Source organism: Actinobacillus minor NM305 (genome assembly GCF_000175195.1).
GTDB classification, from domain to species: Bacteria; Pseudomonadota; Gammaproteobacteria; order Enterobacterales; family Pasteurellaceae; genus Haemophilus_A; species Haemophilus_A minor.
In genome coordinates this window covers 42,413-59,637 of record NZ_ACQL01000068.1, presented here as the reverse complement: position 1 = coordinate 59,637, position 17,225 = coordinate 42,413, and the positions used below count along the sequence as shown (strand labels likewise).

Annotated in this window: 15 protein-coding genes; 7 read left to right on the top strand and 8 right to left on the bottom strand. The window is 36.7% G+C overall.

The features are described 5' to 3' along the window. Position 1: 1 nt before the first annotated feature. The 4 genes from tolA to ybgC all read right to left on the bottom strand — a co-directional run bounded on the left by tolA (position 2) and on the right by ybgC (position 2,916). Positions 2-1,282 (bottom strand): cell envelope integrity protein TolA, encoded by a 1,281-nt coding sequence (gene tolA / locus AM305_RS03040; RefSeq protein ID WP_081453534.1) that lies wholly within the window; start codon positions 1,280-1,282, stop codon positions 2-4. A 17-nt stretch (positions 1,283-1,299) separates the two neighbouring features. Continuing rightward, complete coding sequence (tolR, locus tag AM305_RS03035; RefSeq protein ID WP_005823063.1) at positions 1,300-1,740, bottom strand: colicin uptake protein TolR; 441 nt, start codon at positions 1,738-1,740, stop codon at positions 1,300-1,302. Positions 1,741-1,812: 72 nt separating this feature from the next. Beyond that, positions 1,813-2,493 carry a protein TolQ gene (gene tolQ / locus AM305_RS03030; RefSeq protein ID WP_005823061.1) on the bottom strand — a complete coding sequence of 227 codons (681 nt, stop codon included), beginning with the start codon at positions 2,491-2,493 and terminating at the stop codon, positions 1,813-1,815. A 24-nt stretch (positions 2,494-2,517) separates the two neighbouring features. Then, positions 2,518-2,916, bottom strand: a complete 399-nt coding sequence (gene ybgC, locus AM305_RS03025; RefSeq protein ID WP_005823059.1) for a tol-pal system-associated acyl-CoA thioesterase — start codon at positions 2,914-2,916, stop codon at positions 2,518-2,520. A gap of 270 nt (positions 2,917-3,186) precedes the next feature. Here ybgC and pepN point away from each other — a divergent pair, with 270 nt between their 5' ends. From pepN to fbp, 3 genes are all read left to right on the top strand, one after another. Beyond that, the gene (gene pepN / locus AM305_RS03020; protein WP_005823058.1) at positions 3,187-5,796 is read left to right on the top strand and encodes an aminopeptidase N; all 2,610 of its coding nucleotides are present in this window, start codon (positions 3,187-3,189) and stop codon (positions 5,794-5,796) included. 272 nt (positions 5,797-6,068) lie between these two features. Then, the gene (locus tag AM305_RS03015) at positions 6,069-7,340 is read left to right on the top strand and encodes an NRAMP family divalent metal transporter (protein ID WP_005823056.1); all 1,272 of its coding nucleotides are present in this window, start codon (positions 6,069-6,071) and stop codon (positions 7,338-7,340) included. A gap of 189 nt (positions 7,341-7,529) precedes the next feature. Next, entirely contained in the window at positions 7,530-8,534 is a 1,005-nt protein-coding gene (gene fbp / locus AM305_RS03010; protein ID WP_005823054.1) for a class 1 fructose-bisphosphatase, read from the top strand. A gap of 117 nt (positions 8,535-8,651) precedes the next feature. Here the strand turns inward: fbp and AM305_RS03005 are convergent, their stop codons facing one another. Beyond that, positions 8,652-8,927 (bottom strand): DUF5339 domain-containing protein, encoded by a 276-nt coding sequence (locus AM305_RS03005; RefSeq protein ID WP_407705992.1) that lies wholly within the window; start codon positions 8,925-8,927, stop codon positions 8,652-8,654. Between the two features lie 460 nt (positions 8,928-9,387). On the opposite strand from AM305_RS03005, the gene AM305_RS03000 reads away from it, so the two are divergent. From AM305_RS03000 to ybgE, 4 genes are read left to right on the top strand one after another with little or no spacing between them, the layout of a single operon-like run. Further along, complete coding sequence (locus tag AM305_RS03000; RefSeq protein WP_005823050.1) at positions 9,388-10,938, top strand: cytochrome ubiquinol oxidase subunit I; 1,551 nt, start codon at positions 9,388-9,390, stop codon at positions 10,936-10,938. A 12-nt stretch (positions 10,939-10,950) separates the two neighbouring features. Next, positions 10,951-12,087: a cytochrome d ubiquinol oxidase subunit II gene (gene cydB, locus AM305_RS02995; protein ID WP_005823048.1), complete on the top strand. Its 1,137-nt coding sequence runs from the start codon at positions 10,951-10,953 to the stop codon at positions 12,085-12,087. Between the two features lie 9 nt (positions 12,088-12,096). After that, positions 12,097-12,195 carry a cytochrome bd oxidase small subunit, CydX/CbdX family gene (locus AM305_RS11965; protein ID WP_005821133.1) on the top strand — a complete coding sequence of 33 codons (99 nt, stop codon included), beginning with the start codon at positions 12,097-12,099 and terminating at the stop codon, positions 12,193-12,195. A gap of 11 nt (positions 12,196-12,206) precedes the next feature. Further along, positions 12,207-12,491, top strand: a complete 285-nt coding sequence (gene ybgE / locus AM305_RS02990; RefSeq protein ID WP_005823046.1) for a cyd operon protein YbgE — start codon at positions 12,207-12,209, stop codon at positions 12,489-12,491. A gap of 214 nt (positions 12,492-12,705) precedes the next feature. Here the strand turns inward: ybgE and AM305_RS02985 are convergent, their stop codons facing one another. The 3 genes from AM305_RS02985 to putP all read right to left on the bottom strand — a co-directional run bounded on the left by AM305_RS02985 (position 12,706) and on the right by putP (position 17,149). Then, positions 12,706-14,100, bottom strand: coding sequence for a DASS family sodium-coupled anion symporter (locus AM305_RS02985; protein WP_005823044.1), 1,395 nt, complete (start codon positions 14,098-14,100; stop codon positions 12,706-12,708). Between the two features lie 160 nt (positions 14,101-14,260). After that, complete coding sequence (locus AM305_RS02980) at positions 14,261-15,493, bottom strand: uracil-xanthine permease family protein (RefSeq protein WP_005823043.1); 1,233 nt, start codon at positions 15,491-15,493, stop codon at positions 14,261-14,263. A 141-nt stretch (positions 15,494-15,634) separates the two neighbouring features. Continuing rightward, a complete protein-coding gene (gene putP, locus AM305_RS02975; protein WP_005823041.1) occupies positions 15,635-17,149 on the bottom strand; it encodes a sodium/proline symporter PutP in 1,515 nt (504 codons plus the stop codon). Positions 17,150-17,225: the final 76 nt, after the last annotated feature.

Below are 17,225 nucleotides of genomic sequence, written 5' to 3'. Positions count from 1 at the left end.
ATTATAAAACTTTCAGTCCAAATTTAATCACTGGCGACTGATATTTACTATACGTTTCATCATTTGGTGCACGTGGAACATCTCTCGCTCTTGTAATAGTGGCTACTGCTGCACGACAAATATCATCAGGGCCAGAAATCACTTGATGGCTAGAAATACGTCCATCACGCTCAATATTGATTTTAACGCGACATTCACGACCAGTGAAGCTCGGATCAACTTGATATGTACGGGCTAATTTTTTCTTAATTAGCTGTTCATAACCTCTGTCGGCAACACCTTTACCATCACCAATTCCTTTACCGTTTCCGTTTCCTTGTGAACCTGCAGAATTTTTATTCCCACCACCACTAGAACCTCCACCGATGTCGCCACCAGCAAGAAAGTCGTCTAATGCCTTATTATTTTTTGCTCTAGCAGCTGCAGCTTTTGCTTCTGCATCAGCTTTTGCTTTCGCCTCGGCCGCTGCCTTGGCTTTTGCTTCTTTTTCCGCTTTTAGCTTAGCTTCTTTTTCAGCTTTCTCTTTTGCTTCTTTTTCAGCTTTTAGCTTAGCCTCTTTTTCAGCTTTCTCTTTTGCTTCTTTCTCAGCTTTTAATTTAGCCTCTTTTTCCGCTTTCTCTTTCGCTTCTTTTTCTGCTTTTAATTTAGCTTCTTTTTCAGCTTTTTGCTGAGCTTCTTTTGCTTTTTTCTCTTCTTCTGCTTGTTTAGCAGCAGCTTCTAAACGTTTAGCTTCAGCATCAGCTTTCAAACGAGCTGCTTCAGCGGCTTTCTTCCGCGTTGCTTCTTCTTGCTTTTGCTTTTCAAGTTGCTCTTGTTTCAACTGTTCTTGCTTTAGTTGCTCTTGCTTAGCTATTTCTTGCTGACGCTGTTCTTCAGCTTTCTTACGAAGTTCTTCTTTTTGCTCTTGTTGCTTTTTCTGTTCTAACAGTTTTGCAACACGTTGCTGTTCTTCTAACGCTTTTTCCTTTTCCTGTTGTTGAGCAACTTCTTGTTCAGTAGGAGTGTCTTCCGTCTCCTCAACTTTTTCCGGAGTTTCTTCAACAACTTTAGGCGATGACGTTCCTTTTTTATCTGATTTTAAACGACCATATTCTGCAGCCACTTGCCCAGTATCAACCATGACAGCTTCGAATTCCTCTCCGCTACCACCATTTCCACCAGCTGCTTCAGGTAACGTCGTATCAGTAAACATTGAACCAAGTAAAAGCAATCCTATCAGTACAATATGTAGAAGAAAGGAGATGATTACTGCAAATTCAAGTCTATCGTTTCGAGATCTCACACATTATCCTTGAATAATTATTTACCTTGGGTCATTAAACCAGCTTTCTCAATACCGGCTTCTTTTAGTAATACAATACCTTTAATAATTTCTTCATAAGGTACAGTTGCATCACCGGCAACTAAAAACACGGTATTTTGATCTTTTTTAAATTCTTCACCAGCAAATGCAACAACTTCCACATCATTTAGATCTTCGCCATTTGCACCTGTGATAAAATTCCCATCAATTTTTAATTTATATAGTCCGACACCAGCTACTTGTAAAATAACAGGTGTTTTATCTTCATTTGTTACCGATTGACTATGTCTATCTTCTGGTAAATTTACTTCAACACTTTGGCTGATTACCGGTGCTGTTGCCATAAAAATAAGCAACAACACTAATAGAACATCTAGAAATGGCACAATGTTGATTTCAGATTTAATGTCATTACGTTTACGACGGCGGTAAGACATATATTCCTCTTTTTATCTTATTACGATTTGTCCAGGTAGGCGGTCAAATCTACTGACTTATTTACACATTTATTATTTTCTTGAGAATACTTGACGATGTAAAATCGTAGTAAATTCATCAATAAAGTTTGCGTAATTTTGCTCTAGTTTGTTTACTCGTAAATTTAAACGGTTATATGCCATTACTGCTGGAATTGCCGCAAACAAACCAATCGCCGTAGCAATCAATGCTTCTGCAATACCCGGCGCAACCGATTGTAAAGTAGCTTGTTTTACCGCACTAAGTCCCATGAAAGAATGCATAATCCCCCATACAGTACCAAATAAACCGATATATGGACTAATAGAGCCTACCGTACCTAAAAACGGAATATAGCTTTCTAAGCCCTCAACCTCACGGTTTAATGCAAGATTCATTGCACGGCTTGTTCCTTGAATAATCGCTTCAGGTGCTTCAGGGTTTGCATTTTGTAAACGTGAAAATTCTTTAAATCCCACATAAAAAATTTGTTCTGAACCATTTAAACCATCACGGCGATTTTCTAAACCTTCATGTAAACGATTTAAATCTTCACCAGACCAAAATTTATCTTCAAATGCTAAAGAATCTTTATTAGCTTTTGTAAGTGTACGGCTACGTTGAATAATAATCGCCCAAGATAATACCGAGAATGCAATAAGGATTAAGATAACAATCTTAACCACTATACTTGCTTGCGCAAATAAAGAAACAAGGTCAAATCCAGTTTCCATTTAAAACTCCGAATTAGTAAAAAATTAATACTTTTGAACCGCTTGTAAAGCATTCAAAATATGATTAGGAATCGCGATAGGCTTCATCTTCGTTAAATTAACGCTTGCTACTATAACAGTAGCTTCACTTAAACAAATATCGTCTTTCCACAATTGTTGATTAAAAACAATAGTTGCTTTCTTCACTTCTGTGATGATCGTTTTTATTGTTAATAAGTCATCTAAACGAGCAGGAGATTTATAATCAATAGAAAGCTTTTTTACGACAAACGCAATATCTTCTGCTAATAATTGTTGCTGAGAGAAACCACCTTGTCGCAAGAATTCTGTTCTTGCTCGCTCGAAAAAACAGATGTAATTAGCGTGATAAACTACGCCACCAGCATCTGTGTCTTCGTAATAAACCCGAATAGGAAAATCCAAAATACAATTCCTTAACAGACCAAACACAAAAAAACGCCTAACTTTTAGGCGAAATTGGGATGCTATTTTAGATATAGCTGTAAACTTGCGCAAGAGGTTTATATTAAAAAATTACATTTTGTTTTTATGTCATAAATAAATTTAAGAAATTCCCATAATCCTACTCATAGATAGTTTGATTTAAAAGTGAAATCTTATTGCACTTTTAGTACAATGATGAGCAATTTGGGGGATTATCTAATCCAAATATAAAAACTAAAGGAATATATTATGCAGCCTAAAGCTAAATTTAGAAAAGATTACCGTGCGCCTGATTTTACCATTACTGACATATCATTAGATATTCAATTAGATGCGGATCGCACTTTTGTAGCCTCAACATTAAAGGTTGAACGTAAAGTAGAAGGCTCTACCCATTTACGTTTAGATGGGCATAGTTTTGATTTTTTATCATTGAAACTCAATGGCGAGCCTTATTCAAACTTTGAAAAAGATGATGAATCTTTAACTATTGACGTTTCGGCTGTTGCAGATCAATTTGAATTACAAATTGAAACCGGCTTAAATCCCGCACAAAACACTTCCTTACAAGGTCTATACCAATCAGGGGATGCCATTTGTACTCAATGTGAGGCAGAAGGCTTCCGCCAAATTACTTATATGCTAGACCGTCCTGATGTTCTTGCAAAATATCGAACAAAAATTACCGCTAATAAAGCAAAATACCCATTCTTGCTTTCTAACGGCAACCGAATTGCACAAGGCGATTTAACAGATGGACGCCATTGGGTTGAATGGGAAGACCCTTTCTTTAAACCGAGCTATTTATTTGCATTAGTCGCTGGCGATTTTGACTTACTTACCGATTATTTTATTACCCGAAGTGGACGTAAAGTTGCATTAGAAATCTATGTAGATCGTGGTAATTTAGACCGTGCATCATGGGCAATGGAAAGTTTAAAACGCTCAATGAAATGGGATGAAGAGCGCTTCGGCTTAGAATACGACCTAGATATTTATATGATCGTTGCGGTGGATTTCTTTAATATGGGCGCGATGGAAAATAAAGGGTTAAACATTTTTAACTCTAAATTTGTCTTAGCTAAACCAGAAACTGCAACTGATACCGATTATTTAGATATTGAAAGTGTGATTGCACACGAATACTTCCACAACTGGACGGGAAATCGAGTAACTTGTCGTGATTGGTTCCAATTAAGTTTAAAAGAGGGTTTAACCGTCTTCCGTGATCAAGAATTTACTTCAGATTTATGGTCTCGTCCTGCTAAGCGTATCGAGGACGTTCGATTATTAAGAGCTGTTCAGTTTGCCGAAGATGCTAGCCCAATGGCTCATCCAATCCGCCCTGAAAAAGTGATTGAGATGAATAATTTTTATACGGTAACTGTCTATGAAAAAGGAGCCGAGGTTATCCGTATGTTACATACGATACTTGGCGAAGAAAAATTCCAACAAGGCATGCAGCTTTATATTCAAGAAAATGATGGAAAAGCCGCAACCTGTGAAGATTTTGTTGCAGCAATGGAACGTGCGTCAGGTATTGATTTAACACAATTCCGCCGTTGGTATAGCCAATCAGGGACACCTGAATTAACGATAAGCGATGAATATGATCCAGCGCGTCATATTTATCGATTACATGTAAAACAGCATACGCCTTCAACCGCAGATCAGTTGGAAAAACTAAATTTACATATTCCGTTAAAAATCGCATTAATTGGAGAAACAAGCGGTCAAAAAATTCCACTCATTTACCAAAATGAAAGTATTAATGAGATATTAAATGTTATTCAAGAACAGCAAACGTTTGAATTTCACCATGTAAATGAGCGCCCGGTTCCAGCATTATTGGGAGATTTTTCTGCGCCTGTACGTTTAAATGTTAATTATTCAGCAGAGCAACTTGTTGCATTATTAAAATTTGCAGATAATGATTTTATTCGCTGGGATGCTATTCAAACCCTATTTAATAATGAATTAAAAGAAAATTTAGTCCGCTTGCAACAGGGTGAATTACTCCAATTCTCAGAGAAGTTTGCCGATGCACTTGCAATGTTGCTCAATAACGTAGTCGATCCTCAATTAACGGCATTAATGCTGACTTTACCAAAAGAAACAGAGTTTGCAGAGCTATTCAAAAATATCGACCCTATTGGTATTGCTAAAGTGAGAGAATATTTACTTGAGTCCATTGCTGCTGCGCATTTTGAAGCTCATTTTGTTCAACTCTACCACGCTAATGAATGTGGTGCATACCAAGTCAATGCTGAAGATATGGCAAAACGCGCTTTAAGAAATGTATGCCTATCTTATTTAGCATTCACTGATCGAGGCGAAGAATTGGTTAAAGCACATTATGTTACTGCCGATAATATGACGGATACACTTGCAGCGCTCTCTGCTGCAACAAAAGCAGAGCTGGAATGTCGAGATGAATTATTAGCCGATTTCGAAGAAAAATGGCATCAAGATGGTTTAGTGATGGATAAATGGTTTGCACTCCAAGCAACAAGACCAGATGAAAATGTGCTTGAAATTGTACAAGGACTGCTTGAGCATCGTAGCTTTAACATCAATAACCCAAACCGTATTCGCTCGTTAATTGGATCCTTTGCAAGCCAAAATCCAAAAGCATTCCATAATGCTGATGGTTCTGGATATCGCTTCTTAGTGGATATGTTAATTAAATTAAACGAAAGCAACCCTCAAGTAGCGTCTCGTTTAATTGAACCGCTGATTAAACTTTCGCGCTATGATAATCAACGTCAAACGCTGATGAAACGTGGACTCGAACGCCTGAAAAATTTAGATAATCTTGCTCGAGATTTGTTTGAGAAAGTCGAAAAAGCATTACAATAGAAAAAAATAGAAAAAAAGAGGCTAAAGCAAAAATGTTTTAGCCTCTTTTTTTGATTTTACAAAATCTCTCTCAATAAAACAAAACAAGAATAAAACTCCAAAAATAAAAACAAAATCAGCATTACATATCAAAGAAAATTTAAAAACATTATAAAATAAACCTTTCCACAGATTAAAATTCTAAATTAAAGAAAAATAACACTATTTTTTTATTTCATTTTTGATTACAATCAATTTCACTCAAATAATTTTCTTATTTAAAGGAACTTTTCATGACTCAAGAAATTGAACAATCCTCAAGCTGGGCTTCTAAATTTAAAGCGATAGGGCCGGGAATTTTAATGGCTTCTGCGGCAGTTGGTGGTTCGCATATCGTAGCTTCAACACAAGCTGGAGCAATTTACGGTTGGCAATTAGCAATTATCATTATTTTAGCCAATCTTTTCAAATATCCTTTTTTCCGCTTTGGTGTGCAATATACACTAGGCTCAAATAAAACATTGTTAGAAGGCTATCAAGAAAAAGGGAACATCTATCTTGTTGTATTCTTTATCCTGAACGTGATTGCTGCCATGATCAATACCGCAGCAGTTGGTATCGTTACTGCGGCAATTTTAAAATTCATCATTTCTGCTCTAGGGTTAAATATCGATCTTAGTATTCCAACTGCAAGTACTATCATTATTGTCGTTACTTGGGGAATTTTATTACTCGGTCAATACAAATTCTTAGATAAACTTTCAAAGTGGATTATGATCGCATTAACTGTCTCTACTGTTTCTGCGGTTGTAATTGCAGCGATCAAAGGTGGTGTACAAATCGCACCAGACTTTGTTGAACCAAGCCCTTGGAATCTTGCATCTTTAGGTTTTATTGTTGCGTTAATGGGTTGGATGCCGGCTCCAATTGAAATTTCAGCAATCAACTCTATGTGGGTGGTGGCAAAACGTCGCTTAAGTAAAGTGAGTTTTGAAGATGGTATCTTCGACTTTAACGTAGGCTTTATCGGTACAGCTATTCTAGCCCTTGTATTCTTAGCTTTAGGTGCATTAGTTCAATATGGTTCAGGCGAAGTGGTTGAACAAGCCGGGGTAAAATATATTGCTCAATTAATTAAAATGTACGCTTTCGCAATCGGAGACTGGTCTAAACTACTTATCGCCTTAATCGCATTTATGTGTATGTTTGGCACGACAATTACTGTAATTGATGGCTATTCACGTGCGAATAATGAAGCACTACGTTTAATTCTACGTAGAAAAGAAAGCTCTGTGGCAAGTTTAAATATTTGGATGACCGTTACCGCAGCTATCGGCATTATCATTATTACCGCATTTATGAGTGATGTAGCGAAAATGCTTACATTTGCGATGATTTGTTCATTCGTTTCTACCCCGATTTTTGCATGGTTAAACTTCTCTCTTGTATTAAAAGGAGAACACCGTGTTAAAGGTGGTTTATTCTGGTTAGCCGTTGTTGGTTTGACTTATTTAACTGCCTTCACACTGCTTTTCGTGGTTTATGAATTAGGGTTAATTAGCTAATTCTCAGTGTTCTCTAGAAAATGAGCGAAAGGTATAACTAACCTCTCGCTCATTTTTTTATGTTACATTTTGCCTCATAAAATTTGTGATCTACTTCACAAAACTATCAGATCTCATTAGAGCTAATCATTATTCCCCTCTATAATAATTTAACAATTCTCTAACTTAACATAATAAAAGGAATGTACTATGAAAACACTAGGTGAATTTATTATTGAAAAACAAGCTGAATATCCCGAAGCAAAAGGAGAACTCAGTGGTATCCTCTCTTCTATCCGCCTTGCCGCAAAAATTATCCATCGAGAAATTAACCGTGCAGGTTTAAGCCAAGATATTTTGGGAGTAGCAGGTTCTGAAAATATTCAAGGCGAAGCCCAAATGAAATTAGATGTATTCGCTAACGAAACCATGAAAAAAGCACTCATTGCTCGTGAAGATGTGGCAGGTTTTGCATCTGAAGAAGACGATAATTTTGTTGCATTTGATAATGAACGCGGACGCAATGCTAAATATATTCTGATGACCGATCCCCTTGATGGATCTTCTAACATTGATGTTAATGTTTCCGTGGGAACCATTTTCTCTATTTATAAACGTGTTTCCCCCATTGGAACGCCTGTGACTATGGAAGATTTTTTACAAGAAGGGCGTAAACAAGTTGCTTCAGGCTATGTTACCTATGGCTCTTCTACGATGCTAGTTTATACGACAGGTAACGGTGTGAATGGCTTTACTTACGATCCATCTCTCGGTTTATTTATTCTCTCTCATCCAGATCTTAAAATGCCTGAAGAAGGAAAATATTATTCGATCAATGAAGGACAATATGTTACCTTCCCACAAGGTGTTAAACGTTTTATTAAATACTGCCAAGAAAGTGATAAAGAGACTAAACGTCCTTATTCTTCACGCTATATTGGTTCATTAGTGTCTGATTTCCATCGTAACTTATTAAAAGGTGGCATTTACATTTATCCAACTTCAACCGTTTATCCGAAAGGTAAACTCCGCTTATTATATGAAGGCAATCCAATCGCATTCTTAGCAGAGCAAGCTGGAGGTATGGCAACAGATGGCATAAATCCAATTTTAGATATTAAACCGACTGAACTACACCAACGAGTGCCTTTCTTTACTGGTTCAACATCTATGGTTAAACAAGCGGTTAAATTTATGCAAGAATTTACGGAATAATATGTTAAATGCCTTTCTTTAAAGGGTAACATAAAAAATGCGATAACATTCCTAATCATTTAGGAGCTATCGCATTTTTAATAAAGTTATTCTCTGTAATTTTGATGTACTGTTAGTTTAATGCTTTTGCTTCAATGAATTCAATACAACCAAACCTTTATCACAACTTTTTTGTTGAAGCTCAGATTCCATCTTGATTATTTGTTGTTTCGTAGCAAATAACTTACTTTTTAGCTTTGCCACTTGGGTATGTGTGCCCGGTTGTCTTTCCGCTTCGCTAATCAATGAATCAGCCATACTAAACATTTTTTTACATTGTTCTGGTAATTTAGTACCAGAAGCACTTAATGTCTGCTTTTTATTAGTTGCACTTACATTTAGACAAAACACCATAGATAAGCTAATAGAAAACAGCATAATGAAAGATTTTCTGAACATGTTTTTACCTTTTTCAGTTATAGTTAAAATCTATGATATGGTATAGTTTATTCTAATTAACTGAAAAAGATTAGCATGCTTTGCATATATTGTCAGCATTATAATGATAAAAAATCTTTTTTCTTTTTTGAGCTTGCTCAAAAAACAAATAGAAAAAAAACTTTTTGGAGTGTAATTTTAAAATCAAAATTTTTGTAAATAAAAAAAGTCAATAAAACTTTAACAATGACACCCAAAGGTTAAAGCAATGTTAAATTCTACTGTTTTTTATTTCTTCATTTAAAGGTAGAATAACAAAATGAAGCTTTACTTTATAATTTAATGAGAGCAACTCTTATTAGGTAAGCTTTGTGGGGGAATTATTCGGTAATTCGAATAATATAATTCATTCATATTATTAAGAAAGAGGTTTGAGATGTTAGACTTTGTAGAACTCTCACGTTTGCAGTTTGCTTTAACTGCACTCTATCACTTCTTATTTGTGCCGCTTACATTAGGTCTTTCTTTCGTACTTGTTGTGATGGAAACGCTTTATGTAGCCACAGGTAAAGAAGTGTATAAAGATATGACTAAATTCTGGGGTAAATTATTCGGTATTAACTTCGCATTAGGGGTTACTACTGGTATTACTATGGAATTCCAATTTGGTACGAACTGGTCATATTATTCTCATTATGTAGGGGATATCTTCGGTGCTCCATTAGCAATTGAAGGTTTAATGGCTTTCTTCTTAGAATCAACTTTTGTAGGTTTATTCTTCTTTGGTTGGGATCGCCTATCAAAAGGTAAACACTTATTAGCAACTTACTGTGTTGCATTTGGTTCTAACTTCTCAGCTTTATGGATTTTGGTGGCAAATGGTTGGATGCAAAACCCTGTGGGTTCAGAGTTCAACTTTGAAACTATGCGTATGGAAATGACAAGCTTCGCGGATCTTGTTCTCAATCCTGTTACTCAAACCAAATTCTTACATACTGTTACAGCTGGTTACACTTGTGGTGCGATTTTTGTTTTAAGTATTAGTGCTTACTATCTCTTAAAAGGCCGTGACTTAGGATTTGCAAAACGTTCATTCTCTGTGGGCGCAAGCTTTGGTCTATTTGCTATTCTGGCAGTAATGTTAATGGGCGACGAATCTGGCTATGAAATCGGTAAAGCGCAACCTGTAAAACTAGCAGCAATGGAAGCTGAATGGGAAACTCATCCTGCCCCAGCAGCATTCAATGCGATTGCAATTCCAAATTCAGAAGCGCGTACTAATGAATTTGCAATTCAAATTCCTTACTTAGGTGGTGTGATTGCTACACGTTCTTTTGATACAGAAATTAAAGGCTTAAACGATATTCGTAAAGAAAACGTAGATCGGGTTCGTAATGGTGCAACTGCTGTTGTATTATTAGAGAAATTACGTTCAGGAAACTATACGGAAGAAGACAAAGCAGCCTTTAAAGCAGTTCAAAAAGATTTAGGCTTTGGCTTGTTGTTAAAACAATATGTAAATGATGTTACAACAGCAACAGAGGAACAAATTATTAAAGCCGCGGATGCAACGATTCCAAATGTGGGACCTAACTTCTGGGCATTCCGTTTAATGATTGGTTCAGGCATGTTAATGTCAGTTATTATTGGATTAGCATTCTTCTTTAACTACCGTGGTACAGTGGGTAAAAATAAATTATTCCTTAAAGCGGCATTATGGTCAATGCCATTACCATGGATTGCTATTGAATCAGGTTGGTTCTTAGCTGAATATGCTCGTCAGCCTTGGGCTGTATATGAGATTTTACCAACAGGTATTTCAGCATCAAATTTAACAACGGGAGAATTATGGCTCTCAATCGGTTTACTCTGTGGTTTATATACGGTATTCCTTGTTGTTGAAATGTATTTAATGTTCAAATATGGTCGTCTTGGACCGAGTTCATTAAAAACTGGTAAATACTACTTTGAACAATCTGCGAAATAAGAGGGATAGACTATGTTAGATTATGAAGTTCTCCGCTTTATTTGGTGGATCTTAATTGCGGTATTGTTAATTGGTTTTGCGATTACTGATGGCTTTGATATGGGCGTTTTAAATCTTTTACCCGTAATTGGTAAAAGTAACACAGATCGCCGAATCATGATTAACTCTATCGCCCCTCACTGGGATGGTAACCAAGTATGGTTATTAACAGGCGGTGGTGCGATTTTCGCAGCATGGCCAACCGTATATGCAACTTCCTTCTCAAGCTTTTATCTTGCGATGGTACTTGTGCTTGCAGCGTTATTTTTCCGTCCAGTAGGTTTTGAATACCGCGCGAAAATTGATTCACCTAAATGGCGTAATGCTTGGGACTGGGCTTTATTTGTTGGTGGCTTCGTTCCGTCATTAATTTTTGGCGTGGCATTTGGTAACTTATTACAAGGTTTACCTTTTGAATTTAACCAAATCAATCAAGTTCAATACACTGGTACATTCTTTGGATTATTAAATCCATTTGCATTACTATGCGGTGTAGTAAGTTTAGCTATGCTTACAGCACAAGGGGCTACTTGGCTACAAATGAAAACAACTGCAGATTTACGTAATCGTGCAAGAGCATGGGCACAACTTTCTGCTGGCGTTGCACTTGTTGCATTTGTATTAGCAGGCGTATGGTTATATTTTAAAGATGGCTTTGTATTAACGAGTGCTTTAGATCATCATGCTCAATCACTATTAACCAATAAAACGGTAAGTGTTGAAAGCGGTGCATGGTTTAAAAATTATGCTGAAATGCCAGTGTTATGGGTAGTACCTGCAATTGCGGTATTAGGTGCTTTATTGACTATTTTAGCATCTAAAGCTAATCGCTCAGGTTTTGCTTTCTTTAGCTCATCATTGATGCAAATTGGTGTTATTGTCACAGCTGCTGTATCTATGTTCCCATTTGTAATGCCTTCTATTTCTCACCCAGAAATGAGTTTAACTATTTGGGATGCATCAGCAAGCGAAAATACCTTAACAGTGATGTTCTATGTAGCATGCTTCTTTGTTCCGATTGTATTGTTCTATACAATTTGGTCATATATTAAAATGTATGGTCGTCTTGATGCTAAATTCATTGAAGACAACAATAGCACAGCATACTAAGGAGTTATTATGTTTTATTTAACGTGGTTCTTCGGCATGTTCCTTGCTATCTATTTTGCTGTATTTATGACAGTAAAAATTGAGAAGACGGGTAAATTTGACGAATAGGTCGTAATAGAATGATTAACTCACTCTATTCATTAACAAGAAAGGGCTGGCTACAAGCCCTTTCTTTTATCCTAGCCTTAGGAATGTTTATTGCTATTTTGATGTATTCAAATCTTTTTGCGCACCATTTTGGCGGTAAGATTCCTTATTTAGCACTTTTTGTTTTTTATGGAATGGCTATTTTAATGATTCATGCAATAGGCTTTGATATCAAAAAAACAGTATGGCAATGTATTTTCATGCCTATATTAGGGTATCTTATTATTCTTTCTGCACTCATTGTGTTATTCTACTAAAAACATTTCAGATGTGTCATGATACAAGAAACCAATACTCTCAATAAAAGAAATTGAGAGTATTTTTAGATGATTTCTTCTCTCCACTTATTGGAAATCTCCCCTTCTCAGTCAATACTCCATGCATTTTTTTGCTTACTATATAAAATGAAAGACCCTCATTGAAAAATTATTCAATGAAGGCCTTAATAAGTTCTTTATCTTATACTAGAAACTAAAACCAGAATACATACCCTACTGTACCAATCGCTAAAACGCATATAATATTCAACCAAAAGCCTGCTTTAACCATGTCACTTTGTTTAATTGTCCCTGTACCAAAGACAATCGCATTTGGCGGAGTCGCAACAGGTAACATAAATGCACAAGATGCACCTAAACCAATAATTAACGCCAAACCTAATGCATTCATATTAAGAGCTTGAGCAATTGAAATGAAGATAGGAACGAGTAATGCTGCACTTGCCGTATTTGAGGTAAATTCTGTTAAGAAAATAATAAAGGCTGCAACAATCAAGCCGATAATATAATAATGCCCACCTTCAATAATCGATACTATACCGTCAGCCATGATTTTACTCGCACCGGTTTGACCCAATACGGCACTTAATGTTAAACCACCACCGAATAGGAATAAAACTCCCCATTCTGTACCATCTTGAATTTGTTGCCACGTTGTAATGCGTGTAATACATAATAATGCTGCGGCAAGAAGTGCTAAAATACTGTCAAAGCTACCAATGTTACCTTTTAAGCCTAAAACGCTAGAAATCAGTGGGTTTAAATAAGAACTAAATACCCACCCTAATGCAACGCAGATAAAAATCACTAACGTTAAAATACGCTCACGATTTAACTCAATTTGTTCAACAGATTGCTGTTCAAAGGTAACATTAAATTTTGGTTTAAATACCACATATAAAATTCCAACCATCAATGGCATGAGCATAAACATCATCGGTAAACCATATTTCATCCAATCAGCAAAAGAAAGATGAAGCTGTGATGCTACAATCGCATTTGGTGGACTACCAACTAATGTGCCCATTCCACCAATACTTGCGCTATAAGCAATTCCTAATAGCACAAAAACGTAAGTATTGTGGTTTTCTTGTCTATCTAATTTACTCAAGATCCCCATTGCAAGTGGTAACATCATGGCTGTTGTTGCTGTATTACTCATCCACATGGATAACCCAGCCGTTGTCACAAAAAGGTAAATCACTGCAACAGATAATTTCCCTTTTGACATTGCCATGATTTTATTTGCAATCATGCGATCTAATTGTTGCACATGCAATGCAGTGGCTAATGCAAATCCGCCAAAAAAGAGGAAGATTGTTGGATCAGCAAAAGCAACTAACGCTTCTTTTGATTTAACTAGACCTAACCCTATCGCCAAAATTGGGATTAGGAGTGCGGTTACAGTAACATGTAATACCTCTGTTAGCCAAAGCACCGCAACAAATACCAAAAGAGCCAACCCTTTTGTGGCTTCAGGCGCAAACGGTAAGGTATTAAGTAAAATAAAAAACAATACAACATTTGCAATAAAAATAACCATATTGCGTAGATTAGTTTGTTTTACAGAATGAACACTTGTGCCCATAAATCCCCCACAACAATTTAGTCTATAAAATTAATTGCAATATACACAAAAATAGAAATAAAAACATAAGAATGTAACAGAAGTGTGAATAAGATCACATTTTTATCACATAAAAAAGAAGCTAACCATTGGGCTAGCTTCATTCATTTATTTTTGTAAATTAATCTTCTTTTTTAACCGCTTCTTTCGGTAAAACGAGATTCATTATAATTGCGGCAATGGCACACAAGCTAATGCCTTTTAAAGAGAACTCACCAACATTGATTAGCATGCCACCAATACCGAAGGTCATCACAACAGAAACGATAACCAGATTACGAGCTTCTCCCATATCGACTTTCGCTTTAATCAGTGTACTCATTCCAACTGCTGCAATAGAGCCGAAAACTAACATCATTATACCGCCCATGACAACACCGGGAATCGTTTGTAAGAAAGCACCTACTTTGCCACAGAAAGAGATTGCAATCGCCCAATAAGCCGCCCATGTCATAATTTTAGGGTTGAAGTTTTTGGTCAGCATCACAGCACCGGTTACTTCCGCATAAGTTGTATTTGGTGGCCCCCCTAATAAAGAAGCTGCAGAGGTTGCCACGCCATCTCCAAGAAGCGTGCGGTTCAATCCTGGTTTTTTCAAGAAATTTTGTCCTGTTACAGAACTAATTGCCATAACGCCACCAACATGCTCAACAGCAGGTGCAATTGCAATCGGGAGTAAATAAAGGATAGCATCTAGGCGGAACTCTGGTGTTGTAATGGTTGGTAAACTGAACCACGCTGCATTAGTAATTGGCGTAAAATCAACAATACCAAGAAATATAGATAAAATATAGCCAACAACAATCCCAAACATAATCGGAACTAATTTAATCATACCTTTAGCAAATACAGCAACAATCACGGTAGTAATTAATGTCACCATGGAAACGAGCATTGCCATATCTTGTGAAATCGCCCCATTACTGGTTTTTCCTAATGCCATATCAACAGCAACAGGTGCTAAGCCAAGCCCAATAATGATAATGACAGGACCGACAACAACCGGCGGAAAAATTCTATCCATTATCTGAGCGCCTTTCCATTTTACGAGTAAACTTAACGCAAAATAAACTAAACCGGTACAAGCCAAGCCGCCCATGGTTACGGCAATGCCCCACTCTTGAACACCGTATTGAATCGGTGCAATAAAAGCAAATGAAGAGGCTAAGAAAATAGGAACTTGACGCTGTGTACAAAGTTGAAATAACAATGTACCGACACCAGCAGTAAGAAGTGCAGTATTTGGATCTAAGCCCGTAATTAAAGGAACAAGAACAAGTGCGCCAAAGGCAACAAATAACATTTGTAAACCTACAAACGCCTGTTTTGGTGTGCTAATTGTTTGATGAGTCATGTAGAAAATCTCAGTTGTGATCGTAAAAAAAGAATGGTTATCTTTCGACAACTGAAAGGTAATTATACGTGAATTCTCGCCATCTTTGAATGGAAAAAATGAAAAATCCCTTTAACATTTTCAGCTAAAGGGATTAAATATTTATTGTAATTCTGAACGATAAGCTTTATCCGCTAATTCAAATGTCTCCATCACCACTTGACTTGGCGAAGGGGTTACAAGGGAAACAATAACTATCGCAATCATCGCACTGATAAAGCCAGGGATCATGGAATACATTTCAGGAAGAGAAAGCGATAAAGTAATATCTTTCCAGAAATAAACAACTAGAGCCCCCACTAACATACCTGCAATCGCACCAAAACCATTCATTCTTTTCCAGAAAAGTGATAAAAGAACAACCGGACCAAATGCAGAACCAAAACCAGCCCATGCATCTTTTACCAATCCAAAGACTTGGCTATTTGGATCTTGTGCAATATAAATTGCTAATGCCGCAACAGCAAGAACCATTAAACGGCTCAACCATACTAACTCTTTATCACTTGCTTGTGGACGAAGAATACCTTTATAAAGATCCTCCGTAATTGCACTGGAACAAATAAGTAGTTGTGCTGAGAGCGTACTCATTACAGCAGCAAGAATAGCTGAAAGTAATACTCCGGCAATCCATGGGTTAAATAATAATTTTGCTAATTCAATAAAGATTTGTTCGTGATTTGCATTAACCACACTGGCTTGCTCTGGTCTGGCAAAGAAATAAGCCATACCAAAATAACCAATACCAATAGCACCAACTAAACAAATAACCATCCAAGTCATACTGATACGGCGGGCATTTTCTAACGATTTAACGCTTTCTGCTGCCATAAAACGTACAACGATATGAGGTTGTCCAAAATAGCCAAGCCCCCATGCAAGCAAGCTCAAAACACCAAGTACTGTTGTGCCGGTAAAAATATCATTATAATTTTTATTTGCGAGTATTTCGGCTTGTGTAATCGCTTCTTGCATTGCGTCAAAACCACCGATATTGATTAAAACAAAAACGGGGGTCAGAATTAGAGCAAAGACCATCAAAGTTGCTTGAATAGTATCGGTCCAACTTACAGCAAGAAAGCCACCAATAAAGGTATAAAGAATCGTAGCGATAGCGCCATACCAAATCGCATGCTCATAAGGCACTCCAAAGAGGTTCTCAAAAACACGAGCACCAGCTACCACACCAGAAGCACAATAAACCGCAAAGAATAATAAGAAAATGATTGCTGATAAAATTTTAATAATTCGTGTTTTATCATTAAAGCGGTTATGAAAATACTCCGGTAAGGTTAAAGCATCTCCGCAATGTTCTGTGTGCGAACGTAAACGTCCTGCGACCAATTTCCAGTTTAAATAAGCACCAATAGTTAAACCGATAGCCAACCAACCTTCAATCAATCCACCAGCATAAATTGCCCCAGGCAATCCCATTAAAAGCCAGCCAGACATATCCGATGCACCTGCAGATAACGCAGTGACAAAACTTCCTAAACGACGTCCACCTAAAATGTAGTCAGAAAGGTTATTCGTTACTCGATAGGCAATAAAGCCGATTAAAATCATTCCCAGAATATATACGAGGAAAGTTACTATGGTTGGTTCTAAGCCAAACATTCTCAGTCCTTAACAAAATCAATAAAGTAAAGAAGATTACCTAATTTTTCCAAAATATCAATAAAAACACGTTTTT

Coding starts and splice junctions, on each gene's coding strand:
- ybgE (WP_005823046.1), top strand. CDS start 12,207: ATGATTAACTCACTCTATTCATTAACAAGAAAGGGCTGGCTACAAGCC.
- tolR (WP_005823063.1), bottom strand. CDS start 1,740: ATGTCTTACCGCCGTCGTAAACGTAATGACATTAAATCTGAAATCAAC.
- putP (WP_005823041.1), bottom strand. CDS start 17,149: ATGTTTGGCTTAGAACCAACCATAGTAACTTTCCTCGTATATATTCTG.
- cydB (WP_005823048.1), top strand. CDS start 10,951: ATGTTAGATTATGAAGTTCTCCGCTTTATTTGGTGGATCTTAATTGCG.
- AM305_RS02985 (WP_005823044.1), bottom strand. CDS start 14,100: ATGGGCACAAGTGTTCATTCTGTAAAACAAACTAATCTACGCAATATG.
- pepN (WP_005823058.1), top strand. CDS start 3,187: ATGCAGCCTAAAGCTAAATTTAGAAAAGATTACCGTGCGCCTGATTTT.
- AM305_RS03015 (WP_005823056.1), top strand. CDS start 6,069: ATGACTCAAGAAATTGAACAATCCTCAAGCTGGGCTTCTAAATTTAAA.
- AM305_RS03000 (WP_005823050.1), top strand. CDS start 9,388: ATGTTAGACTTTGTAGAACTCTCACGTTTGCAGTTTGCTTTAACTGCA.
- AM305_RS03005 (WP_407705992.1), bottom strand. CDS start 8,927: ATGGTGTTTTGTCTAAATGTAAGTGCAACTAATAAAAAGCAGACATTA.
- AM305_RS11965 (WP_005821133.1), top strand. CDS start 12,097: ATGTTTTATTTAACGTGGTTCTTCGGCATGTTCCTTGCTATCTATTTT.
- AM305_RS02980 (WP_005823043.1), bottom strand. CDS start 15,493: ATGACTCATCAAACAATTAGCACACCAAAACAGGCGTTTGTAGGTTTA.
- fbp (WP_005823054.1), top strand. CDS start 7,530: ATGAAAACACTAGGTGAATTTATTATTGAAAAACAAGCTGAATATCCC.
- tolQ (WP_005823061.1), bottom strand. CDS start 2,493: ATGGAAACTGGATTTGACCTTGTTTCTTTATTTGCGCAAGCAAGTATA.